Genomic DNA, 25,074 nt, shown 5'->3' on the forward strand with positions numbered 1-25,074 from the left:
GCAATCCCTCCTCGTTGTACGCTGTATTATGGCCGCCGCCATGCATCGTTATTCCGGATGTTGGACAAGTTACAAACAAACAACAGACAAGGTGGTTAACGATGCCAAGAGACTTGCCCATCGGCAACGGGAACGTGCTTATCAACTACGACTCCCGTTACAATTTGCGCGAAATCTACTATCCGTACGTCGGCATGGAGAACCATACGTTGGGCAACTGCTGCCGCTTCGGCATCTGGACGCCAGAGGGCTTTGCTTGGATCGACGATCCTGGCATGCAGACGAACGCCCTATATGAGGAAGACACCCTTGTCACGGAAGTGCGGGCGCGGCATGAGCGCCTGGGCTTCGAGCTGCTCATTCAAGACGGCGTCGATTACGAGCATGATTGCTGGCTCCGGCACGTGACGATCCGCAATCTGTTCGCCCATCCCCGCACGTTCAAGCTATATATGCATTTGGACTTGGAAATCTACGGATCGGCGATTGGTGATACCGCGTATTTCGATCCCGATCTGAGCTCGCTCGTCTTCTATAAACGCAACCGGTATTTCTCGCTCACGTGTCAGTCGGCCGGTCAGCGGGGGCCAAGCCCAAGCGGCTTCGCGACCGGCAAGAAGCGGGTGGCGGGCATGAACGGCACATGGCAGGATGCCGAAGACGGCCAGCTGGGCGGCAATCCGATCACGCAAGGCTCGGTGGATGGCACGCTGGAGCTAACACTGTCCGTTCAAGGCGGGGCCGCTCAAGATGGCTGGTTCTGGATCGGCTTCGCCGCGAATGAAGCGAAGCTGCGGGAGCTGGAACAAGCGGTCCGAACGACGACGCCGGCACAGATGCTGAAGCGTACGTCGGGTTATTGGCGCCACTGGGTGCATCAGGACAAACATGATCTGTCCGGGCTTGAACCCGTATTAGCTTCGCTCTACAAACGCAGCTTGCTCATCATCCGAACGCATTTCGACAATCGCGGGGCGATCGTCGCCGCGAACGATTCGGATATTCTGAAATTCTCCAAGGACTCCTATTCGTACATGTGGCCGCGCGACGGCGCCTTGATTGCGCATGCGCTCGACAGGTGCGGGTACGGCGAGCTGACGGATGCGTTCGTCGATTTCTGCGTGAAGTCGCTCACGCAGCATGGCTGCATGATGCATAAATACAATCCCGATGGGTCGGCAGGGTCCAGCTGGCATCCGTGGATCAACGAGAAGGGCGAGAAGCAATTCCCGATTCAAGAGGATGAGACGGCGCTGGTCATCTTCGCGATGTGGCATCATTTTCAGATCGCGGGCACGCTTGCGCAATCCAAGGAGACATACGAGAAATTCGTCATTCCCGCGGCGGACTTCCTCATTCGATACCGGAGCGCCACCGGCCTGCCATTGCCTTCCTACGACCTATGGGAAGAGCGTTACGGCGTACATGCGTTCACGGTGGCGACCGTATACGCCGGCTTGCTGGCGGCATCGAATTTCGCGAAGTACCATCAGGATAGCGTCCGCGCAATCTACTATCGGGACACGGCTGAGGCGGTGAAGCGGGCGGTCGAGGAGCAGATGTATGACAAAACTCTGCGGCGTTTCCTGCGCGCGTTGTACTGGAACCCGTCGACTAGCTCGTACGAAGCGGACCTCAAGCTGGATGCCAGCATGTATGGCTTATTCGACTTCGATCTGTTCAAGCCGGACGATCCGCGTATCATTCAGACGATGCACGACATGTATTTGGCGCTGTCGGTCAAGACGGAAGTCGGCGGTCTGGCCCGTTACGAGAACGATTACTATCACCAAATCAGTCAAGATGTGAGCCGCATCCCGGGCAATCCGTGGATTATCTGTACGCTGTGGTATGCGGAGTGGCTGCTCGCGGTGGCCAAGAACGAAGAGGACGTGGAGCAGGCGGCTGAATGGCTGAAATGGACGAGCCGCCGCGCGCTGCCATCCGGCGTCATGGCTGAGCAGGTGCACCCGATCACGGGCGCCCCGTTATCCGTATCGCCGCTGGCCTGGTCGCACGCCACCTACGTCAAAGTTGTACAAGAGTATATCGCCAGAAAGAAGCAAATGCACGATAACCGGATCAATGAGGAGACGGACTTGCCGGATACGCAAGTGCTGGAAGGACATGCACAAACTTATTCGCAGACGAGGTGATGATCGGTGAAAGCCGCGAAAGTAACGAATATGAAGGGCAGCAAAACGATCCGCGTCGGCGACCATCCGAAGCCGTCCATCACGCAGCCGAACGAGGTGCTCGTGAAGGTGCTGGCGGTCGGGCTCGACGGCACGGATCGCGAGATCATGACTGGTCCTTACGGCGAAGCGCCGAGCGGCGAAGACGAATTGATCTTCGGACACGAAGCCATGGGTGTTGTGGTCGAGTCTGGCAAGGAAGCCGGGCTCGCGCCTGGCGATCTTGTCTCCATCGTCGTGAGACGGCCCTGCCACGATCCGGCATGCGTGAATTGCCGGAATGGACGGTCGGACTTCTGCCAAAGCGGTCAGTATACGGAGCGCGGCATCAAAGGCGCGCACGGGTACTTGACGGAATATATCAAAGACGAAGACCGCTTCTTCATCAAGCTGCCCGAAGCTTGTCATACGTTCGGCATGATGGCCGAGCCGCAAAGCATCGTGGAGAAAGTATGGGACGAAGTGCAGCATATCCAGCAGCGGCTGATCTGGGAACCGCGATCCGCCCTCGTGCTTGGCTCCGGGCCGCTTGGCCTGCTTGCCGCGCTGACCAGCCGCTGTCTCGATTTGAACGTGCACGTCTGGTCGATGTCCGCGCCCGATAGTCCGGAAGCGAAACTCATCGAGAAAATCGGAGGGGTCTATCAGCAGTCGAACGCGGAAGGCGGACCTTCGTCGTTGTCGGCCTATGCGGAGAGCATCGGCGCGCATTTCGATCTCATCTGGGAATGCACCGGCTACAGTCCGCTCGGCTTCGAGGCTATGGACGTGCTGGCGCCGAACGGGGTACTGGCCATGCTAGGCTTGTCCGCTGGAGGGCGCAAAAGCGAGATTCCGGCGGACAAGCTGAATATGGAGATGGTGCTGGAGAACAAATGCGTCATCGGTTCGGTGAATGCGGCGCGCAAGCACTTCGAGACGGGCATCTATCGGCTGCAGCAGATGGAATCGCGTTGGAGCGGCGCCGTGACGTCGCTGTTCACGAAGCGATTTACGTTGGATGAAGTGCCTCAGGTCGATTTTAACCATATTGGAATTAAAGCGGTCGTCGATGTCGTGCCGGTTGAGCAGTGGAAGTTCGGGGCGGCGGCGGGAGAGACTGCTTACAGCTTCTCGGTATAGCGCAAGACTGAGGCGAAGAAGATCACTAATCATAATAGTCAGGATGAAACCGTGCAAATGCATGGTTTTTTTCTTGTTCATAAAGACCAACATTTAACATTTATGATGATTATTCTCGCAATCATTTAGTATAGTTATAACGTAACTCATTAGAGGGAGGCTGCAGAAATGGAATTTCGCCGTTTGCATACCTATTCGCTTGAACAATTGACCGCGCTTTGGAATGAAGGTTTTTTGCACTATTTCGTCAATTTGAATTTTACGCTGGACATGTTCTTGAAGAGGACGGCAAATGATGGCTTATCGCTTGCGCATTCGTTCGCGATTCTGGACGGTGAACGGCCGGTCGGATTCGTCATGAACGGCTTCCGCGAGGACGCCGGCCGCAAAATCGCATGGAACGGCGGAACCGCTCTCATACCCGAATACCGGGGCCGGGGCATCGGCAAGCTGCTGATCGAAGAAGCGATCCGAATCTACCGCGCCGAGAACGTCGACATCGCGCTGCTCGAAGCGATCAAGGAGAACGCGCCGGCGATCGCGCTCTATAGCAAATACGGCTATGCCGTTATTGACAGACTATCGTTCTACCAGTGGGAAGGGCAGCTAAGCGACGAAGCGTTCGGCGATAGCGAATCGGCTGAGCGGTATACGATGACGACCGGCAATCCGCAAGACGTCCAGCGGCTGTCCTTCCATCGCGAGCTGCAGCCATGGCAGTCTCAATGGCAATCGCTGCAGAACGGCGGTCTTGCGCTCATCGCCCGCGACAAGGACGGCATAGCGGCAGGCTACGCGCTCTTCAAGCGGGTTCTGGACGAACAGGGGGAGCATCAGTCAACGATCTTGTATCAATGCGCGGTGAAAGAAGAGGCCGCGGAGCGCGAAGCGCTTGCGCGATTGCTGCTGCGCGAGGCATTCGCCAGCTCGAAGTCGATCGTATGCCGGACGGGCAACTTCCCGCAGAGTCAGCGCATCGTCATAGAGGCGCTCGAACGGGCAGGGTTCAAGACGACAACGGAGCAGGTTCATATGAAATTGGAGCTGCGCCGTTAAATTGTTCACATATACATAGTTATGTAAACTTTTTGAAGGAAGCAACATCAATTGGAATATCTCGAAACTTGACATATGGGCCTTTCATGCGTTGAAATGGAGGAAGTCAACGTACAGAAAGGGTAGACGCACCAAATGAAATGGTTTAATCGCAGCAACAGACCTGTCACTAGAGGCGGCATGTGGATCCTGCTGCCCGTCGCGATCGTCCCGATCCTGTTTGCTTTCACGCTCTATCAGCTGCGCCATATTCCGGGAAGGCCGTTCCATCTGCCGGTCTATTGGGAACTCGCGATCGCGATGGCGCTCGGACTCGCATTCGGCGTCGTCATGTTAGTCCAGACCGGTTATGAGAGACGCGAAGACGGACTGATCTATCCGAAATCGAATAAAAACTTTAAATACGTGCTGCTCGGTATTGTCGTCATCCGGATTGCCCTGACGGAATACTTTCGGACGCTCGACCAGACCGTATTCACGGTGTTAGCCATGGTGATGGCGTTAACCTATCTCTTCGTATGGCGGATCGGCAGCTTCATGAAAGTGCGGCGCTTGCTGCGTTCGAATGAGGCTGCGCTGTCTTCGGAGGACGCGGCGTGAGCGGCATGCCGACGCAGGCGCGCGGACGTCGGATGACGATTCTGCTGCTGATCTTATGCCTCCTGTTCGCGGCTGCTGCAGTCGTATATCTCGTGAGGTCGACCGGAACAAGTCCAACCAGCCAAGCCGACGCCCGGACAGAGCTTGTCATATCGGCGGCAGCGAGCCTGAAAGACGGACTTGAAGCGCTAAAGCCACGGTTCGAAGAGGCGTATCCTTCCATCCGACTGACGTTCAACTACGGCTCCTCCGGCGCGCTCCAGAAGCAGATTGAGCAGGGGGCGCCTGCAGACTTGTTTCTATCGGCCGGCACGCAGCAGATCGAAGCGTTGCGGAAGCGCGCGCTTATTAAGGAAAGCGTCACGCTGCTTGGCAATGAACTGGTCGTTGTCGTGCCGAAGGATGACGCCACGGTGAAGACGCTGGACGGGCTGGGCAATCTTGCCGATGAGCGCTATCGCGTTATTGCCGTGGGACAACCTGAGACCGTTCCGGCTGGTCAATACGCGAAGGAAGCTTTAGAGGCAACCGGAATTTGGGGAACGATCGCAGATCGACTCGTCTTCGCCAAGGATGTCCGGCAAGCACTCGCGTATGCGGAGACAGGCAATGCGGATGCTGCTCTCGTCTACGCGACCGATGCCGCAGCTTCCAGCCAGGCGGTCATCGCCTTGCGCATCGATAGCGGTCTGCATGCGCCCATCGTTTATCCTGCCGCGCTGCTAGCCGAATCGGACCATCCGAACGAAGCGGCGATCTTCTACAAGTACCTGAAGTCGGCCGAAGCGGCGGAGTCGTTCGCGTCGTTCGGATTTCTCCCGGCTGCGGGAGCGCGGTGATGTCTGACCCACATAGGAAAGCCCATGGTATTGCAGAACGTTCGACGTTCAGCGGTTCCATGGGCTTTCTTTGATCGATATCTAATTATCGCTTCTTCCGAAGCCTTAAGATTTGGCCGCGTAATCGCGGACCATCTCTTCCGTCACGAATACTCGAGTAGGCGAGATGCCGTTCTTGGCATGCGCGTTAATGCGGGAGGTAATCGCGTTGATCTCGTCTACCGAGAACGGCAAACCGTCCTTCGCGAGCTTGAGCGCCCGGTCGATTGCTTGCTCGCGCAGCTCGTCGAGCTCTGCGAACGCGACAAGATGGCGGTTCTGCGCGGAGACGTGTTTCGTTATGGCTTCATGTGCAGACAACATGGCGGTACTCCTTCCAAAATCATTTACCGCCTATTATAGCACATTTGGTTGTCAACGGGTTATGCCTTGACTCGGGCGGCATCGAGCGCGGCTGTTACGGTGACGTGCGGATAGCCGAGCGCCGTCGCAACCGCTTCGTAGGTGACCGACCCGTTCAACACGTTAACGCCGCTTCGAATGGCCGCATTCGACGTGATCGCGGCTTCGCAGCCTTTGCCGGCGATTTGCAGCGCGTAAGGAAGCGTCGCGTTCGTTAGCCCCATCGTAGACGTCCGGGGAACTGCGCCAGGCATGTTGGCTACCGCGTAATGGATGACGCCGTGTTTCTCATAGGTTGGCGCGTCGTGCGTCGTGATGCGGTCGATCGTCTCGACGATGCCGCCCTGATCGATGGCAACGTCCACGATGACCGAGCCCGGGCGCATGGATTTCACGACGGCTTCCGGTACGAGCGTTGGCGCTTTCGCGCCCGGGATCAAGACGGCGCAGACGAGCAAGTCGGATTGGGCGACCGCTTGCGCGATATTGGCAGGCGTCGAGACGAGCGTCTGAATATTGCGGCCGAAGATTTCCTCCAACTGACGTAGTCGATTCACGTTCGTATCGAGGATGGCGACGTTCGCGCCGAGTCCGATCGCAATGCTTGCCGCGTTCGTGCCGACCACGCCGCCGCCGATAATGGCGACGTTGCCACGGGCAACGCCCGTAATGCCGGAGAGCAGGATGCCTTTGCCGCCCTTCGGACGCTCCAGCAGCTGCGCGCCGATCTGAACGGCCATCCGGCCGGCTACTTCGCTCATCGGCGTCAGGAGCGGCAGCGTGCCGTTCACCTCGACGGTTTCGTAAGCGATGGCAGTGACGCCGGATTCGACGAGCGCTTGAGTCAACGCGGCGTCGGCTGCCAAGTGCAGATAGGTGAAAAGGATGAGGCCGGGGCGGAAATAACCGTATTCGCTCGCGACCGGCTCTTTGACTTTCATGATCATGTCCGATTGCTGCCAGACTTCGGCCGCTGTTCCCGCGACAATCGCACCGGCTGCGGCGTATTCCTCGTTCGTGAAGCCGCTCTCCATACCGGCGTTATGCTCGACGATGACCGTATGCTGCCGGCGGATCAGTTCGGCTGCTCCGGCAGGCGTCAAGGCGACGCGGTTCTCGTTGTTTTTGATTTCTTTCGGCAGTCCAATTCTCATTCTCGATCACCTCGGTGTTTTGTTGCTTTCATCGTACATCGTGTCAGAGAACGTTACATCATACGTTTTGTATAACGTTTGGCCCAATTTAAGGACGAAATGGATGATGCCTACGCTAGACATCTTGTATAATATGAAGGGTAAGATGGGCGTTCTGGGCCTCATCGGTCATACATATTGGCGAAGTTCGTCCAATTGGAAATGTCAGGGTGATGAGATGGAGAAAAACGAGGCGGTACGTGTTCAAGACTTGCTGCGCAGGCCGGTCTTCAAGGCGGCGAAGCTGGCGGCGGGACGCAATGGCGTCGATCGAACCGTCAAATGGGTTCATATATTAGAAATCACGAATGTGGCGCCTTATGTAAGCAAAGACGATTTGATCCTATCGACTGGCTTGTGGATGAAAGAAGCAGAGGGCGGATTAACCTATTTGGAGCAGTTGATCCGGCAGGAAGCCGCCGGCTTGTGCATCGAGCTCGGCACGAGCATCACGGCGATCCCGGAAGCGATCATCGATTATTGCGAGCGCCACGACTTCCCGTTGATCGTCTTCGCGGAACCGGTACGGTTCGTGACGATTACGCAGGACATACACGGGCTGCTCATTAACCAGCAGCATCAGCTGCTCAAGAGTCTCGAGCAATTCTCGCGGAGGTTCCAGAAGCTGACGCTCGCGACGACCGATATCTCCGCGGTGCTCCGGCTGCTGCATGAGTTCACGAGCAAGCAAGTCGCTTATATTTCCTTCGTCGAGACGAACCGCTTCTATCCGAAGGCAGCCCCCGAGCTGGCGTATGCGATCACGGCAGCGATGAAAGCTTATGCGGAAGGGGAGTCGCACAATGGCGAGCCGGCCGTCCTGCAGCTGGATTCAGAGCTCAACGTCATGCTCCATCCGATCGTCTGCTTCGATCAGACGCTGGCCTATATCGGCGTGCTTCAGCCGCGTCGCCACGAACCGGGGGATACGACGGTCGTCATGCTGGACTACGCGGCGCAATCAATCGGCACGATGCTGATGCGGACGCTGTTCAAAGAGGAGAAGATTCAGCGTGACCAGAATCAGCTCGTGCTCGACATTATGGAACGCCGCGTCGAAGATGAGGAAGAGGCGCGGGCTAGAATGGGACTGCGCGTCCGTGGCAAAGAATCGTATTGGTTTGCAGGAGGCATGATCGAGTTCGCGTACGGCGAGACAGAAGTCGATCGGGAGCAGAAGGAATCGGATTATCAGGATTTCGTCGTGCTGCTTCGCGCGCTGCTGAAGAAGCAGGGGCTGTATGGCTTGCTGGCCTCGCAGCAGAACCGGATACACGTCCTGATCGCCAAGGAGAAGATCAACGAAGACTCTGCCAGAGGGCTGGAGAGAGCGCTGCAGCGGCTGCATGACGAGCTGAACGAATTCGCGCGTACTCGTCCCCAGCGGATCGTCATGCATGCGGGCTTCGGACGGTTCCGAGCCATGCTGACCGAGCTGCACGCGGCCATCCGCGAAGCGCGGCAATCGCTGGAAGTGTCGCGAGATGTGCCAGGGATGGCAGGTGTCTTATTCTACGAGCGGATCGGCATCTATCAATTGTTGAAGGCCATCCCGGACCCCGCCGTTCATCGGACCTTCGTCGATACGCATCTCGGCGCGCTGATCGCACACGACAGAGACAACAGCTTCCAGCTCATTGACACGCTCGACGCTTATTTCAAGTGCGCGGGTTCCAAGCAAGATACAGCCAACCGGTTATTCATCCACCGGCAGACGCTGTATCACCGGATTGGCAAGCTGACGGAAATATTGGGAGACGATTTCTTCGAACCGTCGCGTCGGATCTGCTTGGAGATGGCGCTGCTGATGTACCGGTCGGGCAGACCGTAATGAATGCCTAATTTATGCAGAAGGCTGAGCGAGCTGGATGCGTTTAGTCTATATGGTAGGTCATGAATCCAATCATGATAGATTACATAGCGAAAGTTATGTAAACTTATATCGAATCATTAATGACATGAATCAATTTTGACTTCGCCTGTCCGCATCGTATTTAATATAGACAAACCCATGTAGAGAGGATGAAGTTTCCAATGAAATATCGTACGCTTGGCAAAACGCTGCTGCCGGTATCCGTCATCGGCGTCGGGACTTGGCAGTTCGGCGGCGAGTGGGGCATGGAGTTTACGCAGGATGAGGTCGACGCTATTCTGGACGAAGCAGCCGAGCAGGGGATCAACCTGATCGATACGGCGGAATGTTACGGCGATCATCTCTCGGAGTCGCTCATCGGCAGCTACCTGTCGCGCAGGCAGCGTGACAAGTGGATCGTGGCGACGAAGTTCGGCCATCAATTCCACGAGCGTTTCACCCGCACTGATAAATTTGCCGCATCGGACGTCATCGTACAACTTGACGCGTCGCTTCGCGCGCTTCAGACCGATTATATCGATCTGTATCAATTTCATTCCGGACCCGATGCCGTATTCGATAACGAGGAACTGTGGGAGGTGCTGAACGCGCAGGTGAAAGCGGGCAAAATCCGCCACCTCGGCACGTCGATCGGCAGCAATGCGAACATCCACCAGACCGAGGCGTCGACGAAAGTCGGGTCGGAGGCGATTCAGGTCGTCTATAACCGGCTCGACCGCGTACCGGAGGAGAACGTCTTTCCTTCCTGCCAACGGCAAAATCTCGGCGTGCTCGCCCGCGTACCGCTCGCCAGCGGTTATTTGAGCGGCAAATACAAACCAGGCGCCGTATTCGACGCGACCGACGTACGGCATCGGCATGACGCGGCGGCAACAGAGGAGAAGCTTCGCGAAGTGGAGCGGATCGCGCGCGATGAAGTGCCGGAAGGCGTGGATATGGCCGCATGGGCGTTAGCTTGGTGCCTCAGGCATCCAGCCGTGACGGCCGTCATCCCGGGCTGCAAAAATCCGGAGCAGGTTCGCGCCAATGCGAGCGCCGTGGAATTGGTGGAGTCAGAGCATCCGTCGGCAACGACGCCGTAAATCAATGATGCGAATTGGCGCGTAACGATAAGAGCCCTGTCGATTGGCAGGGCTCTTCGCTATTTCTCGGATGTAACGAATCGTACAGGTCAAGCTGTCTTACAGCGTGTGGATCGCGAGCGATACCCAAAACAGATGGTAGACGTTGACCGCGGCGTAAATAATCGTGGTCAGTAGGAGAAGGACGCAGAGCCAACGTTTGTTCTGAAGGCGGGGGAGGAGGAGCAGGAGGATCGATGGAATGGCCAGCTTCCAGCCATAATAGCTCCAGACGTTCCATTCGTAAATGGCTCTGATCAACGGATTCAGTTCTTCAATTAATCGCATGCGCAGGCCGATATCCGTAAACAAGGCGTCGGTAAAGCCGAACACGATCAACAGCAGAGCCATCGTCCGCATCGGGAGCCGGACGGTCCAATTAAGCAGCATGCTAGCAAGCACCTCGCGTCAGGGGAAAATACCAGGACTGGGGATAGAGTCCTTGTCTGCACCATAATGATACGAAATGTATCCTTAGCATGCAAGTGCTTATCCTGCATACAAGAAAGAAAGTTTATGCCTACGCGTACGGGATTCTCCTCGCCCGACAAGATCTTATTCTTGCGTTGCTTGCGTTAGCCGCATCCCGGGAAAGGCCAAATGTCCGCTACGTCTTGTAATGGGTAGTGAAATGTCGCAAATTGTTGGGCATACAAGTATTGCATGACGTACACCTCGCCGTTCTGAACGCCGCAAATAACGCCAGTTATGCCTTGCCCGCTGCGCATGGCCAATCCGGCTGGACGTCCAACGAGCGCCATCGCCTTTTGCTGAATGGTCCAATTGCCAGGCATCGAACCCGGATTCGGCATGAACATCGTTGATCATCTCCTTTCCATTTGAATATCTGCAGCAGTGTATGCGGTGAGCGGGGCAGCGGCTTTAGAACGTCAACGCCTTGGTTTCTGCGTTTGGTGCGCGAGCGAAGGCATGCTATAATCCACTCATAACCTTGAAACGCCGGAGGCCTCTTATGCTAACTTTCGAACAAAAACTCGACGTATGTTCATCCTTCCCCGAGCTCGTCCGCAAGGACGTTTCACTGGGGCGCATTAATTTCCAATTTGAAGACAGCTTATATGATAAGAAGAACGTCGTGTATCACCTCCACCGGAACGGGAACGGCTACATCTATGCCGGGATGGTTGAAGGCGCGTCGGTCGATGACAAAGGCTTCCTTAATCTGCGTGATTTGAGCGAGGACGAGATTCGGTCGTGGATCGAAAAGTCGATCGCGTCGTTGTCCGTTCGCGAGGAGGAGCCGGAGGTGCCGTCCAAGCGAAAACGCAAGCGGGCGAAGGAGCAGACGTGGACGAACGCGGACAATCAGCAGCTGCTCCTCAAACATGAGGACGAGCTCTGGTATATCTATTCGGGCTTGAATCTGGAATCCGCGTTCGAGACGCTTGAGGAAGCCGAGACGTATTTGGCTGAAGAAGGCTTCTCGCCAGCGGGCTAAAAGCGCAGCGATACTCGGAATCTTCGTGATTCTCCTGATTTTCTTCGAAAATATCATCAGTTTGCGTTTTCCCATTTCGTGAGCGCGCGCGTTGAAGTAAAATTTGGGAAACAGACGAGAAGGAGTGGGGAGCAAATGGCGGAGCAGCAGTATGAAATTTTCGACGATCCGTTCAAAATGTTGATTTTGCTCGCGCAAATGGCGGCGGACAAGCGGGGCGAGAAGCTCGACTACGGCAACGTGCCGAAGATCGACAACGAGACGTTCTCGCTGGAGGATGGCAAGTTCGTGTATAAGAAAGACAATACCGTCATTACATGGTACGAGTTTCTCGGACGCGATATTGCGTGCAGCAAGGATCTGACGCGTACCGAATACAACAAGATGTTCGTCGATTGCATGCATGCTTTATTCCAGTAGATTTCCAGCAGCAGGGACACCAGCTTTCATCAAAGCTGGTGTTTTTTTATTGATTTTGTGCAACCAATAACTGATTCGACAGAGTTTTACAATTATCCGCAAAATTCTGCAAATAAAAGATGGAATAGCATTGACATCCCGTTTATTTCCTACTAAATTAGTATACATTAGCAGTTTAAAGAGTGAGAGGAGAAGAGAGAAACCATCATGAAAAAATGGACAATCTTAACGCTCGTGCTGTTCGCCTTGACCGTCGTCTTGTCGGCTTGCGGCGGCAACGCGAACAACAACGCCGGCAACGAGGGCAAGTCGGCTTCGGAATCGGGCGGGACGAACAACGGCGAAGCCAAGAAGCGCGTCGTGCTGGTGACACCGGAGAAGATCGGCGTCAATCAGTTCTTCACTCAAATGGTCGAAGGCTTGGATAAGGCGGCTGCCGAGTTCAAGCTGGAGACGAAGGTCATCGAATCGGCCGACCCGACACAGGTCGAACAGAATCTCCGCGCCGCGGTTGCCGAGAAGTACGATCTGATCATCACGGCCGCGTTCTCCGCCGCCGACGCGCTGAAGAAGGTCGCGACCGAGAATCCGGACCAATCGTTCGCGATCATCGATACGGTCGTGGACGCGCCGAACGTGCGCAGCATCGAGTTCCGCGAGCATGAAGCCGCTTATCTGCTCGGCGCCGCAGCCGGTCTGTCCACGAAGACGGGCACGGTTGGCGCGGTCGTGGCGATGGATGTGCCGCTGCTCGGCAAATACACGTCGGGCTTCGAGCAAGGCCTCAAGTCGGTCAAGCCTGATGCCAAGTTCCTCGTGAACTACGTCGGCAGCTTCACGGATCCGGCCAAAGCGAAAGAGCTCGCGCTCCTGCAGCAGTCGCAAGGCGCGGACTTCGTTGCAGGCATGTCCGCGGTAGGCGATTCCGGCGTATTCGAAGCGGCGAAGGAGAAAGGCTTCTACACGGCCGGGCAAGATACCGACCGCACGGGCGAAGATCCGGAGCACGTCGTGCTGTCCCAATTGAAAGAAACCGATACCGTCACGTACGAAACGGCGAAAGATTTCGCGGCAGGCAACTTCACCTTTGGCTCGATCAGCTACGGCCTGAAAGAAAACGGCGTCGGCATCACGTTCGTTACGGCGGAATCGTCTTCGCCGCTGAGCCCATTCATCGGGCAAGAGAACGTGGACAAGCTGAAGACAATCCGCGACGATATCGTATCCGGCGCGGTGACGGTCAAGAACCCGCTCGCCCCATAATCAATCGTAATATGCGTACTGAACCGGTTGCCATCCAGCAGCCGGTTTCTCGCGTCTTATGACGATTTGCTGGCTGCGTATCCGAACAAAGAAACGAAAAGCACGGAAGGGGATCAACAAGGAGAGGAGAGCTGGCACGATGCTGCTGCAGATGGAAGGCATTACGAAACGTTACGGCAATCTGACCGCGAACAACGAAGTGGATTTCTCGCTGCGCGAAGGCGAGGTGCACGCGCTTGTCGGGGAGAACGGGGCGGGAAAGTCGACGCTCATGCGCATGTTGTACGGGGAAGAGCAGCCGACTGAAGGCATGATTCTTATTCAAGGCCAGCCGCGTGCATTCGCCGCGCCATCCGATGCGATTGATGCGGGAATCGGCATGGTTCATCAACATTTCATGCTGTTCCCGTCGTTCACCGTAGCGGAGAACATCGTCATCGGCCGGGAGCCCAAATCCGGCGGCAAATTCGATCGGAAGGCTGCGGCCGAACACGTGCGCGCGCTGTCGGAGAAATACGGCATGCCCGTCGATCCGATGGCCAAGGTCGCCGATTGTCCAGTCGGGGTTCAACAGCGGATCGAAATTTTGAAGGTGCTCAATCAAGGGGCGAAGCTGATCATCCTCGACGAGCCGACCGGCGCGCTCACGCCGCTGGAAGTGGAATGGCTGCTCCAAGCCATACGTCGACTGGCTGCGCAGGGCATCAGTTTCATTCTTATTAGCCACAAACTGCATGAGGTGCTCGGAACCGCCGATCGGATTACCGTGCTTCGGGATGGCAAAGTGACGGGCTCGGTGAACGCGGCGGACACCGATGCGGCAGAGCTATCGCGGATGATGGTCGGCCGCGAGCTTGCGCCGTTCGTACGGACGGCAGCCAATACTGGTGCAGCGGTGCTCACGGTCGATCAGGTGACGTTGCTCGGCCCCAAGGGAGGCAAGCCGCTGCTGAATCGGGTCAGCTTCACGGTAAGAGAAGGGGAAATCGTCGGCATCGCAGGCGTGTCCGGCAACGGTCAGTCGGAGCTGCTGCAGGCTGTATCCGGCCTTCGCACGATCGATTCTGGCCGGGTGATGCTGGGCGGCGCGGACGTGACGAACAAGGACGCGGGTCAGTTCCGGCAGGCGGGACTCGCACATATTCCGGAAGACCGCTACTTGTGGGGAGCAGCCAAGGAAGAGAGCGTCGCGGACAACGGTCTGATGGGACATGTAGGAACGCACAGCAATAGCGGCATTCTGCGCAAAGGCCGCATACGCGACACGGTGTCGCAGTGGGTGAAGGCATTCAACGTCAAGACCGCTTCGCTCGATACGAAGGCGAAGCATCTATCCGGGGGCAATATGCAGAAGCTGATCGTTGCCCGCGAGATGGCGCACGGCACGCCATTCGTCATTGCGGCCGAGCCGACGCGCGGCGTGGATATCGGCGCCATGGAGACGATCCACGACGCACTGCTCAAGCGGCGCGAAGAACGAGGCGCGATACTGCTCGTGTCTTCGGAGCTGACCGAGATTCTGAAGCTCTCTGATCGGATCTTGGTGTTGTACGAAGGCTTGATCGCCGGCGAGCTGACCGCCGAAGAAGCGACGGAAGAGAAAATCAGCATGCTGATGGCGGGAGGTGGCCGCGTTGAATCGGATCAATTGGAATAAATATGCACAAGCGCTCGGCATGCCGCTCATGGCGATCGCGCTTGGACTGCTCGTTGGCGCGGTCGCGATCTGGTCCGTAGGCGGATCGGTCATCGACACGTACGCCGAGATGTGGAAAGGCGCGTTCGGCAGCTTCTACTTCACGACGAGCACCTTCACGCGGGCGACGCCGATCATTCTCGCGGCGCTTGGCGTCTCGCTCGCGTTCCGGGCGGGCTTCTTCAACCTCGGCGCGGAAGGTCAAATGATCCTTGGCGCATTGGCCGCGGCGCTGGCCGCGCTGTACGTGCCGGGGAACGGACTAATCAAAATCGTAGCTGCCGCGTTCGCGGGCATGCTGGCCGGCGGACTGTGGTCGCTGCTGGCAGGATGGCTGGATACGCGCTTCAAATTGAACCTGCTTATTACGACGCTGCTGCTCAACTATATCGCCATGTATGCCGCCGGGTATCTGGTTGCCTTTCCGTTGAAGGAGAAGGGCGGTACAGGCGGTGCCCAGACGGAGATGCTAGGCAGCGCCGCGTGGCTGCCCAAGCTGTTCGCAGGCATGACGCTGCATGCGGGCTTCATCGTCGCGATCATCGCGGCGCTGCTCCTGGCTTGGTTCCTTGCGTATACGGCGAAAGGGTACGAAATTCGCATGCTGGGCAGCAACCCGCTGTTCGCGGCATTCGGCGGCGTGAAGCGCGGCTCGCTTATGCTGACGAGCATGCTGATCAGCGGAGCGCTGGCGGGGCTTGCGGGCACGTTCGAGGTGCTCGGCACCCAGTACCGCTACATTGACAACATGATTACGTCGCCCGGCTATGCCTGGTCGGCGATCATGGCGACGCTGCTCGCCGGCTCCAATCCGATCGGATCGGCGCTCGCCGCGATTCTGCTCGCTGCGCTGCAGACCGGCGCGATGGGCGTGGAGCGCAATACCGAAGTGCCCCTCGAGATCTCGAGCGTCATTCAATCCAGTTTGATATTGTTCGTTTCGGCAAGGGTGACGTTCTCCTTCCTGAAACGTCGGAAAGGAAGGGGTGCCGATGGAAACGCTGCTTGATTGGTCGCTTCTAAGCGCTACCTTATGGAAAGTGGCACCGCTGCTGCTCGCCGCGCTCGCCGGCGCCATGTGCGCGCGTGTCGGCATTTTCAATGTAGCGCTTGAAGGGATGATGTTAACCGGGGCGTTCACCGCGATCCTGGGCAATTATTGGTTCGATAACGTCCTGCTCGGCGTCTTGTTCGCGTGCTTGTGCGTCGGTGCGCTGTCGCTGCTGTTCGCGTACTTATGCATCGGCTTGCAGGCGAACGCGATCGTTGTCGGGACGGCGATTAATTTCTTGGCAACGGGACTGACGGCGTTCAGTCTGTTCGCGATATTCGGCGTGAAGGGACAATTCCGCGACAGCGCGATGAGCGGACTTCCGAAGTGGAATATCCCTCTCCTGCAGGACATTCCAGTAGTAGGCGATCTGTTATCCGGCCATACGCCGCTTGTCTATCTGGCGTTCATTCTAGTCGCCGTCCTGCAATTCTTCCTGTTCCGCACGGTTATGGGCTTCCGGCTGCTGGCGGTGGGCGAGAATCCGGTCGCGGCCAAGAGCCTCGGGCTGCCGGTCCGCCGCTACCAATACGGCGCGATACTGTTCGCTGGCATTCTGTGCGGACTGGCAGGGGCGCAGCTGTCGCTCGGCCAGGTGACATTGTTCACCGAGAACATGACGGCCGGCCGCGGATTCATCGCCCTCGTGGCGACGATGCTCGGCCAGAGCAACCCGATCGGCGTGATGGGGGCAAGCCTGCTGTTCGGTTTCCTCGATACGCTGAGCACGAGGCTGCAAGGGTTCTCGGTGCCGACGCACTTCACGATGATGTTCCCGTACGCGATGACGATTCTCGTCATGCTGTTCTTCAAGGACAAATCTTACTTACGTCAATCCGGCCGTCTCGACCACAAATAACGACTGGAGGTTCAAGCGATGCACAACAAAGCCGAACGGCTCAAGAAAAGCAAAACGCCTCAAGTCCAGATCGAAGAGCACCTTCGCCATCGTCTGCCGCCCGGCCAGATGCTGACCGATCGCTTCCCGATTCTGCACGAGGGGGAGGTCCCTGTCTACGACTTGGACGCTTGGCGGTTATCGGTCTTCGGAGCGGTGGCGCAGCCGCTCGAGTTCACGATGGACGAGCTGCTGGCGCTGCCGCGGGCAAGCGTCACGTGCGATATTCACTGCGTAACCCGTTGGTCGAAATTCGATACCGTCTGGGAAGGCGTACGATTCCGCGACTTTGCCAAGCTGCTGGGCATTGACGAGCGAGTGAAACACGTTATGCTGCACGCGGATGAAGACTATGAGACGAACGTGCCGCTTGCGGATTTGATGCGTGACGACGTCCTGCTCGCCTTCCGTTATGACGGCAAGCCGCTGACGGACAAGCACGGCTTCCCGCTGCGGATGATCGTGCCGCACTTGTATTTCTGGAAGAGCGCCAAGTGGCTGCGAGGCATCGAATTCATGACCGAGGACCGGCCGGGCTTCTGGGAGCGCAACGGCTTCCATAATACGGCAGATCCGTTCCTCGAGCAGCGGTTCTCCGGCGAGGCGCTGCCGATTCCGGAAGACGAGTGGACGCGAAAGGAGTTCGATTGATATGGCGATACTGCCTATTCTTCAAATTGAGTCGGACGACGTGCCTAAGCTGGCTATCGTCTGCGGCGACCCTTTCCGTGCCGCAGCCATCGCAAGCAAGCTGGATGACGCGGTAGAGCTGGGCCACGCAAGGGAATACCGCACGTTCAAAGGGCGGTATAAGGGCGTGGAGCTCGCCGTCGTCAGTCACGGCGTCGGCTGCCCTGGAGCGGCGGTCTGCTTCGAGGAATTAATCAAAGCCGGCGTGACAACGATCATCCGCGTCGGCACTGCCGGATCGCTATCCGGTTCGTTCGCGGCAGGAAGTCTGATCGTCAGCACCGCGGCCGCGCGCGAAGAAGGACTGACCCGCCAGCTCGTGCCATCTGGATTCCCGGCCGTCGCAGACAGCCAAGTGACGGATGCGCTGTATGAAGCCGCGCTTGCGTCTAACCCGCCTGGGGCGGTGGCCAAAGGAATTACGCTGACGATCGACGCATTCTTCAGCGGCGCCGTAGAATTGCCGCACGAGACGTACAAGCGCGCCGGCGTTATCGCTGTCGAGATGGAAATCTCGGCGCTGTATGTGATCGCGGCACTCAGAGGCATCCGCGCTGGCGCGATCGTGGCGCTCGACGGTGATTCCACCGCGGTGGACGAAGGCTACGATCCGCACCGCAACATTGTCGCCGAGGCCGTGGAAGCCGAGATTCGCGCGGCTTTAGAGGCGATGACCGTGTTGGCGCGGCACGAAGGATAGAAGAAGACATCCGCACGGGATGCGGGTTACAGACGACCGAATTCAAATTCATATTCAAATTCAACCCCCTTGTCATTCCGATGACAAGGGGGTTCTTTAGTGTTAAAAAGTTCACGATCTTAAAGGTAGGTATATACAACTTTAACTTGTTCTGTTATCCTACTAAAGGATTGAACGACTAACATATATAGGAACAGGGGCCGTATTACACATGAGAAAAGGACTACTAACATTAGCGCTAAGCACCGTACTCGCGGCATCGATTTTGCCTTCGGCAGTCGTTGCCGAAACATCGACGACGAGCAACGCGGAGCCGCAGTTGAACTGGATCGAAGGAACCGGGCAAAAAATTGACATGGGCGACAACTTGGCTGAGCTAAAGCTCGGAGCGGGATATGCGTTCTTGAACGGAACGGACACGCAAGCGTACGAAGAAATGTCAGGCGGGGTCGCGACCGGCAATGAGATCGGTTTTGTCGTTCCGACCGACCAGACGCAGGGCTGGGCGATGTATTTCGAATACGAGGCGACGGGTCATATTGCCGATGACGAGAAGGACGACATCGACGCGGCAGAATTGCTGAAGAGCTATAAGAAAGGCACGGAAGCGCGCAATGAGGAGCTTGATCCCGCCTATCATATGTTCGTCGATGGATGGGATGTGGAACCATTCTATGACGAGAACCTTCACCACCTGGCCTGGTCGCTTCTCGCGCATGATGCCCAAGATAATAAGCTCATCAATTATAATGTGAGAATATTAACGCGGGAAGGCGTCATCTCCGCCATACTCGTATCCGACCCGGAACATTTGAGCGCGGACCGTCAAACAGCCGAGAAGGATGTTCTGGCCGCCTTCGGGTTGAAAGATTCGAGCCGTTACGAAGCCTACGATCCGAGCACGGACAAGAAAGCGGAATTCGGTTTGACCGGGTTGATCCTGGGGGGAGCCGGGCTTGTCGTGGCCAAGAAAGTAGGCCTCCTTGCCGCGATCTTGCTTTTCGCCAAGAAAGGTTGGATCATTATCGTAGCCGCTTTCGCCGCCATCTGGCGCTTCATCCGCGGACGTTCGCAGAAGAAAGCAACCGTCGAGGTTACACAATCGAACGACGGTAACTCGACTACGAACTAGTTCAACAAACCAAAAGACAGCATGCTCCAAGAGAAGGTGGAGCTGCTGTCATTTTTTAATTTATGACGTTAACTAATATATTTAACGACTTTAAATATCAACCAACTCATTATCGATCACGATGTCGTCAATATGTTCATTTCGGTGCATGAGCGACAGATTCAAGCCGTCGTAGTCGCGCTCCTTGTCCAATTCGCGCATGAGGATCGCGGCAATCTCGGCGGCGTTCTCAACTTGGATCAGATCGCGGAAATCAATATAGCCGCTTAACCGGCGCTGATGGATGTCGACCGTCGCGGTGCCAATCGGATGGCTGCCGTCTTCTTCCGGATCGTAGATCTCGTAAGTTAGCGCATCGCCGTCGTCGCGGACGAGCACGACCTCGTATAGATCATCCGGCGCTTGCCAGCCGAACGGATTCTCATCCTCATCCTCATCCTCGTCTTCGGAGGTCATCTCCGCCGTTTGGATGACCGTCCCTTTATGCAGGTGGCGCAGCTGGAAGCTGTGAATCTGCTTGTCGTCGAAATCGCGAATGACGAGCTCGGTGATGAACGAGACGGCATCTTCATCCGGCTCGTACTTCCAATTGACGTCGCCGTTGACTTGGCCTTCTTCGATGCCCAAATATATTTTGGCTACCCGGCTGTCATTATCGTCGTACACATGATATTCCGCGGACTCTTCGTCTTCTTCGATGACGACGAGTTCGAAGCTGACATCCTCATCGCTGCTCTGCCACTCATACTCGAATTCTTCGTCTTCATCGCCATCTTCGTATTCATCCGCTTCCTCATCTTCGTCATCGGTCGGAATCTCGTCCGTGAAGGAGGTGTAGCCGTTCTCCAAATCGGTCTCCAGACCGTCTTTGAACGAGACGATGCGGTCGTAGCCGCTGTATGTAATCAGCACGTCGCAGTGTTCGGCCAGCACGGCGTTGCTAAACATTTGCACATATTGCTGGAGGAACGCGATCACTTCTTTTTTGTCGGATTTCGGGAGCACGCCCTCGTCCAATTGGGCAGAGCCGGCAGCCCGGTCGCCTTCCCGATAGACGATCGTGAGCGTACCCACGTACCGGCCGTCGAGCAGAATATCGCTGACTTCTCCGCCAGCAGTTTTTAAATCCGGCCTCAGCATGATTTGACGCATACGCATTGCCTCCTGTACATGGTGTAGCCGGAATGGGCGATTGGCACTTTCCGGTAGAGCAACATGTTCTAGGGTGTTCCATTCCTCTCGATTTATGTATGCGCAGCGCGAAAAAAGGCATCCGGCTGATAGGGCCGGACGCCGATCGCGCAAGATGCGCCGATTACCAAGGATTGCGATTCCGCCAGCCTTGCCACCCGTTGCCGTACACGGATGCGGCTTCGTTCGCGTCATACGCCGTCTGCGAGATTGCCGGCGCGTAATAATAGTTCGCGTCCGGCGTCCTATGCGCCTGCGGATGAGGCTTAACGGGAGCAGGATGGACGTCCGAATGGCAACCGGCAGGCGGACCGATGACAACCGTATCGGTAATGGGAGCGAACGCTTCCTTCACTTTTCTTTCATCGAGGCAGTACGAATGGGCAAACACGCTGGCAGGCGTCAAACGCAGGAGATCCGAGCCCGCGATAAATTCCGGCACAGGCGCGTCGAAGATGGCCAGAATATGCGTGTCGTCGGTGGTCGCGATTTCGTAATGCCACCAGCCTTGCGGCACATTGGCGACTTGACCTGGGGCGAGCGGGATATTGATCAGCTTCTTCGTGAACGGGTTGATCAGCGAGACGATCGCCCCGCCCGAGACGAGGTAGACGAGCTCAGATGCGTTCTGGTGGATATGAGGCTCAACGATGTTGGACTTGCTCAAGTAGATATCGAGCAAAGAGACGTTCCCAAGCGTATTCAGCTGATTGACGGAGAGGGCGTTAATGTAATTCCGGTCATCCTTCTTCGTGGTCTGGTTCTGGCTAAGATCATAAAAGAACTGCACGTTCGGCGAAGTAAAATCCATATACGAATTCATGGTCTTCCGATTCCTGCCTTTCGGTGGGGTGGGGGTGAATATCCCGATGACCGTATCTTATGCACGCGAAGTAGGTATGTGCCCACGATGCCGATTTGAGCAGCTCTTGCAAGTGACACAATGCGCGGGCTAGGCATACAGTGAATGGACGTTTACCTAGACAGGGAGGAACCGCCCCATGGATAATTTCATTCTCAAAACGCCAGGTCTTACGCTCAGCGCCGATTCGACCGAGGTTGTCAATTCGAAGCGCGATTCGAAGAACTATATTACGCAATTGTTCGGTGAGCAATTTCCAGCGATTGAGAACGGCTTTTTCAATGTGCATATGAGTAAAGGCACGATGGTCAATCCGCACTGGCATACGAACTCGACCGAGATGGTGTTCGTCATTTGCGGCGAGGTGATTACGTCGGTCTTCAATCCGTTCACCCAAAAGTTGATGACCTACCGGCTAAAGCCGGGTCAAGTATCGGTCTTCCCCAAAGGCTGGTTTCACTGGATCGTGGCGCTTAGCGACAAAACGCATTTCCTGACGATCTTCGACGTACCGACACCGGATATCGTCTTCGGAGCGGATCTCATGTGCAGCGTGAAGGATGTCGTGCAACGGGCGTTCTGCGTGAACGAGGAAGAGTATGCGAAGGCGATCTCGCCGATCAAGGAAGCGGTGATTTTCGGTCCTCCGAAAGGCTGCGACCTCTTCGAAGGCAAAGAAAAATCGGATTGCAGTGACGCTGGCGCTAAACAGGAATGGAAGCCGCTGCCATACGGGCACCCGCACGATGGTCAGCCGTATTATGGAGGACAACAGCCGTACTACGGGCAACAGCCATACTACGGACAACAGCCGTATCACGAACAACAGTCGGACTACGGACAGCAGCCATACTACGGACAGCAGCCGTATCACGAACAACAGTCGGACTACGGACAACAACCGGATTATGGGCAACCATCATATCATGGACATCAATCGGATTACGGTCAACAGCCGCCGTACCACGTCGGCGGGCATGAAGCCTCGACCTATCCGTATCAACGCAATCTCATGACCGAGACGCTGCAAGCGATTGAGCCATGGGTGCAGAGCAGCATACAAGAAGCGGGCGACGTCTCCGCCGAGCAGTCGTTGCGTGAAGCAGCCGCGGTCGCCAATTTAATCAACAGAGGCTGTGAGCCAAGTGTCGCGCGTCAGATCGTAGAATCGTGGTTCCAGAAATAGCGTCATATACAAGAAGACACTGCCGTCCCCAGTTAGGGAATGCAGTGTCTTCTTGTGCGTCGGCATCCTAGGCGGGTGGGAGACCAGAATTCGCGGAGCGGCGTTCGAATTCTCTCATCGCTTTCTCCAAATTGCTCGCTTGATGCTCTGGCTGCCGTGCGGGAATGCATGATCCGCCGGCGCTTGGCTGGTTTCCGTCTGGAGCCGATTGGCTCAGAGATCGGACCTCGTCATGACGTGCTTGATCCCGATTCGCATTCGTATGTTTTAGAGCTTCAACTTCATGCGCTGCGGCGAAATGATGGGCAAGATCCAATGCCGCTGCATCGTTTGAAGTAAGCGTTTTCGAAATGGCGGATTTTGCCCGAATTTGCATGGCTGCAGCCGCTGCGGTCACGAACAAGAACGCTGCAAGAAACAACCATGGACGAGCGGAATGCAGCTTTGCATCGGTTAACCAACTCGAATCAAGAAGCAGACCGGTCGTTAGGATGACGACAATGAGGAGGGCGGATACGAGAGCTAGCCGAATAGGCTCGTAATAGGCGATCACTGCGATAGCCGCGATGAATAAGAAGTGTAACTCGGCCAATCCACCGCCGTCCATGACGCTGGACGTGCAGGACCCGATCAAGGTCAGGCTGTTTAAGAGCGGCAATGCGGGATGCGCAGCGTCGGCCCGATAGAGCATGCAGGCTGCCGTCCAGATAAGAATCGGAGCGATCATCACGATGAGCTGCATATATACAAGCGGCGCGTGACCTCCGGCTGGTGAAGACGCGCGGCCAAATTGCTGGAAGCTGTGCATCACATGTACGAGACTGCTGATTATTATGCCGGCAAGACCAGACCTGAGCATGAAACGATTTTTGCGGACTAACACGAGGTGTCCTCCTTGACGTTCGATTGCGCTACAAGAGATATCGGAGAGAGAAGGGGACCATTACAGATTGGCAAGTACAATATGGCATGTTTAAATTGTTCCAATTCCAAAAACTCGCATGCAACCTTGATTTTGTCGCAGGAAAATGCCGCCAAATGTCGAATTAAAAATTGCATGAAATCTATATTTCGCGCAATTTCGATTGTGAGCGACTTTTTGCGTGCGCGATGGACAGAAGGTGATGCCGGTGGACGAGACGTTGGAGCTGTACGAGCGGGATTTGAGCCTGTTCTCGAACTATATGAAAGACCGCGGGTACTCGAAAGAAACGCAGCTGGGCTATCTTCGCGATGTGAGGCGATTTCTTGACGAGCTCGACGGGAAGCCATTGGGCGAAGCGGACAAAATCGACGTCATGCAGTATTTGACGCGGATTCGCGAAGCAGGCGCCGGGGCGCGATACCGCAACCGAAGCCAATCGGCGGTAAGGCTGTTGTACAAGGTATTGCGAGAATTCGACCGTGTAACCGCCAATCCGGCCATGGAGATTCCAAAGGCTAAGGTGGCGAAGAACAAGATGCCGTCTTACCTGGACAAAAGCGACCTGGACGAGACGTTGAAGTTCGTCTCCGGCAAGTACAAGCTGCGCGATACGGCGATTCTGGCGCTCATGTCCTACGCGGGGCTGCGCGTCGGTGAAATAGTTCGATTGAATGTGACGGATTTCGACACAAAGTCATCTATTCTTGGTATACTGGGCAAAGGAGAGAAGTGGCGTTACGTACCGCTGCCCGCTGAATTGGCGGAGCTGCTGCGGTTATGCCTTATGCAGCGGATGCAGCCGAAGACCAGACGGGACGAGCAGGCCTTCTTCGTCTCGCAATTCGGCCGCCGAATTAGCAGACGGATGGTGCAGACGATCGCCGAACGCTCGCTGGCCGGATTGTTGGAAGCGTATCCGGAATTGCGCGGGAAGCGGCTGTCGGCGCACAAGCTGCGCCATTCCTTCGCCACGGAGCTGCTTCGGGGCGGCGCGGACTTGCGGACGGTACAGGAGCTTCTTGGACACGAGGATATCTCCACGACGCAGATTTACACCCACATCTCGGTCGAGACGAAGAAATTCGCGATGGAGAAGGTGCGTCCGGCTATCCCGGAGAGCATTACCGCGCTGCGTTAGCAGCCAATAACGCGAATTTTCGCGTCAAATCTGAGACGAAAGATGCAGGACGACGTATAATG

At 56.3% G+C, this 25,074-nt stretch carries 25 protein-coding genes; 18 read left to right on the forward strand and 7 right to left on the reverse strand.

Annotation, left to right across the window (positions count from 1 at the left end; translation table 11 throughout):
• The first annotated feature begins 101 nt into the window (after nucleotides 1–101).
• The 5 genes from ACFFSY_RS21660 to modA all read left to right on the forward strand — a co-directional run bounded on the left by ACFFSY_RS21660 (nucleotide 102) and on the right by modA (nucleotide 5,812).
• A complete protein-coding gene (locus tag ACFFSY_RS21660) occupies nucleotides 102–2,156 on the forward strand; it encodes a glycoside hydrolase family 15 protein (protein ID WP_377497974.1) in 2,055 nt (684 codons plus the stop codon).
• Nucleotides 2,157–2,162: 6 nt separating this feature from the next.
• Nucleotides 2,163–3,317, forward strand: a complete 1,155-nt coding sequence (locus ACFFSY_RS21665; protein WP_377497976.1) for a glucose 1-dehydrogenase — start codon at nucleotides 2,163–2,165, stop codon at nucleotides 3,315–3,317.
• A 168-nt stretch (nucleotides 3,318–3,485) separates the two neighbouring features.
• Nucleotides 3,486–4,373, forward strand: a complete 888-nt coding sequence (locus ACFFSY_RS21670) for a GNAT family N-acetyltransferase (protein WP_377497978.1) — start codon at nucleotides 3,486–3,488, stop codon at nucleotides 4,371–4,373.
• 135 nt (nucleotides 4,374–4,508) lie between these two features.
• Nucleotides 4,509–4,973, forward strand: coding sequence for a CcdC protein domain-containing protein (locus ACFFSY_RS21675; protein WP_377497980.1), 465 nt, complete (start codon nucleotides 4,509–4,511; stop codon nucleotides 4,971–4,973).
• A gap of 5 nt (nucleotides 4,974–4,978) precedes the next feature.
• A complete protein-coding gene (gene modA / locus ACFFSY_RS21680; RefSeq protein ID WP_377498389.1) occupies nucleotides 4,979–5,812 on the forward strand; it encodes a molybdate ABC transporter substrate-binding protein in 834 nt (277 codons plus the stop codon).
• Between the two features lie 105 nt (nucleotides 5,813–5,917).
• On the opposite strand, the gene ACFFSY_RS21685 is transcribed toward modA, so the two are convergent.
• Both ACFFSY_RS21685 and ald read right to left on the reverse strand, forming a co-directional pair.
• On the reverse strand, nucleotides 5,918–6,175 hold the full coding sequence (locus ACFFSY_RS21685; protein WP_377497982.1) for a YpbS family protein: 258 nt from the start codon (nucleotides 6,173–6,175) through the stop codon (nucleotides 5,918–5,920).
• A 59-nt stretch (nucleotides 6,176–6,234) separates the two neighbouring features.
• Nucleotides 6,235–7,368, reverse strand: coding sequence for an alanine dehydrogenase (gene ald, locus ACFFSY_RS21690; RefSeq protein ID WP_377497984.1), 1,134 nt, complete (start codon nucleotides 7,366–7,368; stop codon nucleotides 6,235–6,237).
• Nucleotides 7,369–7,585: 217 nt separating this feature from the next.
• Between ald and ACFFSY_RS21695 the strand changes: the two genes are divergently transcribed.
• Nucleotides 7,586–9,238: a PucR family transcriptional regulator gene (locus tag ACFFSY_RS21695; protein ID WP_377497986.1), complete on the forward strand. Its 1,653-nt coding sequence runs from the start codon at nucleotides 7,586–7,588 to the stop codon at nucleotides 9,236–9,238.
• A 203-nt stretch (nucleotides 9,239–9,441) separates the two neighbouring features.
• Entirely contained in the window at nucleotides 9,442–10,362 is a 921-nt protein-coding gene (locus ACFFSY_RS21700; protein WP_377497988.1) for an aldo/keto reductase, read from the forward strand.
• 99 nt (nucleotides 10,363–10,461) lie between these two features.
• Here the strand turns inward: ACFFSY_RS21700 and ACFFSY_RS21705 are convergent, their stop codons facing one another.
• Together ACFFSY_RS21705 and ACFFSY_RS21710 are read right to left on the reverse strand one after the other, a co-directional pair.
• Nucleotides 10,462–10,791, reverse strand: a complete 330-nt coding sequence (locus tag ACFFSY_RS21705) for a DUF5658 family protein (RefSeq protein WP_377497990.1) — start codon at nucleotides 10,789–10,791, stop codon at nucleotides 10,462–10,464.
• Nucleotides 10,792–10,976: 185 nt separating this feature from the next.
• Nucleotides 10,977–11,219, reverse strand: coding sequence for a hypothetical protein (locus ACFFSY_RS21710; protein ID WP_377497991.1), 243 nt, complete (start codon nucleotides 11,217–11,219; stop codon nucleotides 10,977–10,979).
• A 155-nt stretch (nucleotides 11,220–11,374) separates the two neighbouring features.
• Here ACFFSY_RS21710 and ACFFSY_RS21715 point away from each other — a divergent pair, with 155 nt between their 5' ends.
• The 9 genes from ACFFSY_RS21715 (at nucleotide 11,375) to ACFFSY_RS21755 (ending at nucleotide 19,710) form a co-directional block, all read left to right on the forward strand.
• Nucleotides 11,375–11,860 carry a hypothetical protein gene (locus tag ACFFSY_RS21715; protein ID WP_377497993.1) on the forward strand — a complete coding sequence of 162 codons (486 nt, stop codon included), beginning with the start codon at nucleotides 11,375–11,377 and terminating at the stop codon, nucleotides 11,858–11,860.
• Between the two features lie 135 nt (nucleotides 11,861–11,995).
• Nucleotides 11,996–12,280, forward strand: a complete 285-nt coding sequence (locus ACFFSY_RS21720; protein WP_377497995.1) for a hypothetical protein — start codon at nucleotides 11,996–11,998, stop codon at nucleotides 12,278–12,280.
• Nucleotides 12,281–12,487: 207 nt separating this feature from the next.
• Nucleotides 12,488–13,543: a BMP family lipoprotein gene (locus ACFFSY_RS21725; protein ID WP_377497996.1), complete on the forward strand. Its 1,056-nt coding sequence runs from the start codon at nucleotides 12,488–12,490 to the stop codon at nucleotides 13,541–13,543.
• A gap of 139 nt (nucleotides 13,544–13,682) precedes the next feature.
• A complete protein-coding gene (locus tag ACFFSY_RS21730) occupies nucleotides 13,683–15,200 on the forward strand; it encodes an ABC transporter ATP-binding protein (protein ID WP_377497998.1) in 1,518 nt (505 codons plus the stop codon).
• A 19-nt stretch (nucleotides 15,201–15,219) separates the two neighbouring features.
• Nucleotides 15,220–16,248, forward strand: coding sequence for an ABC transporter permease (locus ACFFSY_RS21735; RefSeq protein WP_377498390.1), 1,029 nt, complete (start codon nucleotides 15,220–15,222; stop codon nucleotides 16,246–16,248).
• The gene (locus ACFFSY_RS21740) at nucleotides 16,232–17,149 is read left to right on the forward strand and encodes an ABC transporter permease (protein ID WP_377498000.1); all 918 of its coding nucleotides are present in this window, start codon (nucleotides 16,232–16,234) and stop codon (nucleotides 17,147–17,149) included. The genes ACFFSY_RS21735 and ACFFSY_RS21740 overlap by 17 nt, the downstream gene beginning before the upstream one ends.
• A gap of 18 nt (nucleotides 17,150–17,167) precedes the next feature.
• On the forward strand, nucleotides 17,168–17,839 hold the full coding sequence (locus tag ACFFSY_RS21745; RefSeq protein WP_377498001.1) for a sulfite oxidase-like oxidoreductase: 672 nt from the start codon (nucleotides 17,168–17,170) through the stop codon (nucleotides 17,837–17,839).
• Nucleotide 17,840: 1 nt separating this feature from the next.
• A complete protein-coding gene (locus ACFFSY_RS21750; protein WP_377498003.1) occupies nucleotides 17,841–18,578 on the forward strand; it encodes a nucleoside phosphorylase in 738 nt (245 codons plus the stop codon).
• A 211-nt stretch (nucleotides 18,579–18,789) separates the two neighbouring features.
• Nucleotides 18,790–19,710, forward strand: a complete 921-nt coding sequence (locus ACFFSY_RS21755; RefSeq protein WP_377498005.1) for a DUF2167 domain-containing protein — start codon at nucleotides 18,790–18,792, stop codon at nucleotides 19,708–19,710.
• Nucleotides 19,711–19,800: 90 nt separating this feature from the next.
• Here ACFFSY_RS21755 and ACFFSY_RS21760 read toward each other — a convergent pair whose 3' ends face one another.
• Complete coding sequence (locus tag ACFFSY_RS21760) at nucleotides 19,801–20,862, reverse strand: hypothetical protein (protein WP_377498007.1); 1,062 nt, start codon at nucleotides 20,860–20,862, stop codon at nucleotides 19,801–19,803.
• 163 nt (nucleotides 20,863–21,025) lie between these two features.
• Nucleotides 21,026–21,724: a cupin domain-containing protein gene (locus ACFFSY_RS21765; RefSeq protein WP_377498009.1), complete on the reverse strand. Its 699-nt coding sequence runs from the start codon at nucleotides 21,722–21,724 to the stop codon at nucleotides 21,026–21,028.
• A gap of 178 nt (nucleotides 21,725–21,902) precedes the next feature.
• On the opposite strand from ACFFSY_RS21765, the gene ACFFSY_RS21770 reads away from it, so the two are divergent.
• Nucleotides 21,903–22,949 (forward strand): cupin domain-containing protein, encoded by a 1,047-nt coding sequence (locus ACFFSY_RS21770; protein WP_377498011.1) that lies wholly within the window; start codon nucleotides 21,903–21,905, stop codon nucleotides 22,947–22,949.
• A gap of 67 nt (nucleotides 22,950–23,016) precedes the next feature.
• On the opposite strand, the gene ACFFSY_RS21775 is transcribed toward ACFFSY_RS21770, so the two are convergent.
• On the reverse strand, nucleotides 23,017–23,832 hold the full coding sequence (locus ACFFSY_RS21775; RefSeq protein WP_377498014.1) for a hypothetical protein: 816 nt from the start codon (nucleotides 23,830–23,832) through the stop codon (nucleotides 23,017–23,019).
• Nucleotides 23,833–24,073: 241 nt separating this feature from the next.
• Between ACFFSY_RS21775 and ACFFSY_RS21780 the strand changes: the two genes are divergently transcribed.
• Nucleotides 24,074–25,012 (forward strand): tyrosine-type recombinase/integrase, encoded by a 939-nt coding sequence (locus ACFFSY_RS21780; protein ID WP_377498392.1) that lies wholly within the window; start codon nucleotides 24,074–24,076, stop codon nucleotides 25,010–25,012.
• The last annotated feature ends 62 nt before the right edge of the window (nucleotides 25,013–25,074 follow it).

The organism is Paenibacillus aurantiacus (genome assembly GCF_042431225.1).
In the GTDB taxonomy this organism is placed as follows: domain Bacteria; phylum Bacillota; class Bacilli; order Paenibacillales; family Paenibacillaceae; genus Paenibacillus_Z; species Paenibacillus_Z aurantiacus.

What these genes read in the sequence shown, in the direction of transcription:
- ACFFSY_RS21660 (WP_377497974.1), top strand. Translation starts at nt 102, where the DNA reads ATGCCAAGAGACTTGCCCATCGGCAACGGGAACGTGCTTATCAACTAC.
- ACFFSY_RS21670 (WP_377497978.1), top strand. Translation starts at nt 3,486, where the DNA reads ATGGAATTTCGCCGTTTGCATACCTATTCGCTTGAACAATTGACCGCG.
- ACFFSY_RS21675 (WP_377497980.1), top strand. Translation starts at nt 4,509, where the DNA reads ATGAAATGGTTTAATCGCAGCAACAGACCTGTCACTAGAGGCGGCATG.
- modA (WP_377498389.1), top strand. Translation starts at nt 4,979, where the DNA reads ATGCCGACGCAGGCGCGCGGACGTCGGATGACGATTCTGCTGCTGATC.
- ACFFSY_RS21685 (WP_377497982.1), bottom strand. Translation starts at nt 6,175, where the DNA reads ATGTTGTCTGCACATGAAGCCATAACGAAACACGTCTCCGCGCAGAAC.
- ald (WP_377497984.1), bottom strand. Translation starts at nt 7,368, where the DNA reads ATGAGAATTGGACTGCCGAAAGAAATCAAAAACAACGAGAACCGCGTC.
- ACFFSY_RS21695 (WP_377497986.1), top strand. Translation starts at nt 7,586, where the DNA reads ATGGAGAAAAACGAGGCGGTACGTGTTCAAGACTTGCTGCGCAGGCCG.
- ACFFSY_RS21700 (WP_377497988.1), top strand. Translation starts at nt 9,442, where the DNA reads ATGAAATATCGTACGCTTGGCAAAACGCTGCTGCCGGTATCCGTCATC.
- ACFFSY_RS21705 (WP_377497990.1), bottom strand. Translation starts at nt 10,791, where the DNA reads ATGCTGCTTAATTGGACCGTCCGGCTCCCGATGCGGACGATGGCTCTG.
- ACFFSY_RS21710 (WP_377497991.1), bottom strand. Translation starts at nt 11,219, where the DNA reads ATGTTCATGCCGAATCCGGGTTCGATGCCTGGCAATTGGACCATTCAG.
- ACFFSY_RS21715 (WP_377497993.1), top strand. Translation starts at nt 11,375, where the DNA reads ATGCTAACTTTCGAACAAAAACTCGACGTATGTTCATCCTTCCCCGAG.
- ACFFSY_RS21720 (WP_377497995.1), top strand. Translation starts at nt 11,996, where the DNA reads ATGGCGGAGCAGCAGTATGAAATTTTCGACGATCCGTTCAAAATGTTG.
- ACFFSY_RS21725 (WP_377497996.1), top strand. Translation starts at nt 12,488, where the DNA reads ATGAAAAAATGGACAATCTTAACGCTCGTGCTGTTCGCCTTGACCGTC.
- ACFFSY_RS21730 (WP_377497998.1), top strand. Translation starts at nt 13,683, where the DNA reads ATGCTGCTGCAGATGGAAGGCATTACGAAACGTTACGGCAATCTGACC.
- ACFFSY_RS21735 (WP_377498390.1), top strand. Translation starts at nt 15,220, where the DNA reads ATGCCGCTCATGGCGATCGCGCTTGGACTGCTCGTTGGCGCGGTCGCG.
- ACFFSY_RS21740 (WP_377498000.1), top strand. Translation starts at nt 16,232, where the DNA reads ATGGAAACGCTGCTTGATTGGTCGCTTCTAAGCGCTACCTTATGGAAA.
- ACFFSY_RS21745 (WP_377498001.1), top strand. Translation starts at nt 17,168, where the DNA reads ATGCACAACAAAGCCGAACGGCTCAAGAAAAGCAAAACGCCTCAAGTC.
- ACFFSY_RS21750 (WP_377498003.1), top strand. Translation starts at nt 17,841, where the DNA reads ATGGCGATACTGCCTATTCTTCAAATTGAGTCGGACGACGTGCCTAAG.
- ACFFSY_RS21755 (WP_377498005.1), top strand. Translation starts at nt 18,790, where the DNA reads ATGAGAAAAGGACTACTAACATTAGCGCTAAGCACCGTACTCGCGGCA.
- ACFFSY_RS21760 (WP_377498007.1), bottom strand. Translation starts at nt 20,862, where the DNA reads ATGCGTCAAATCATGCTGAGGCCGGATTTAAAAACTGCTGGCGGAGAA.
- ACFFSY_RS21765 (WP_377498009.1), bottom strand. Translation starts at nt 21,724, where the DNA reads ATGAATTCGTATATGGATTTTACTTCGCCGAACGTGCAGTTCTTTTAT.
- ACFFSY_RS21770 (WP_377498011.1), top strand. Translation starts at nt 21,903, where the DNA reads ATGGATAATTTCATTCTCAAAACGCCAGGTCTTACGCTCAGCGCCGAT.
- ACFFSY_RS21780 (WP_377498392.1), top strand. Translation starts at nt 24,074, where the DNA reads ATGCCGGTGGACGAGACGTTGGAGCTGTACGAGCGGGATTTGAGCCTG.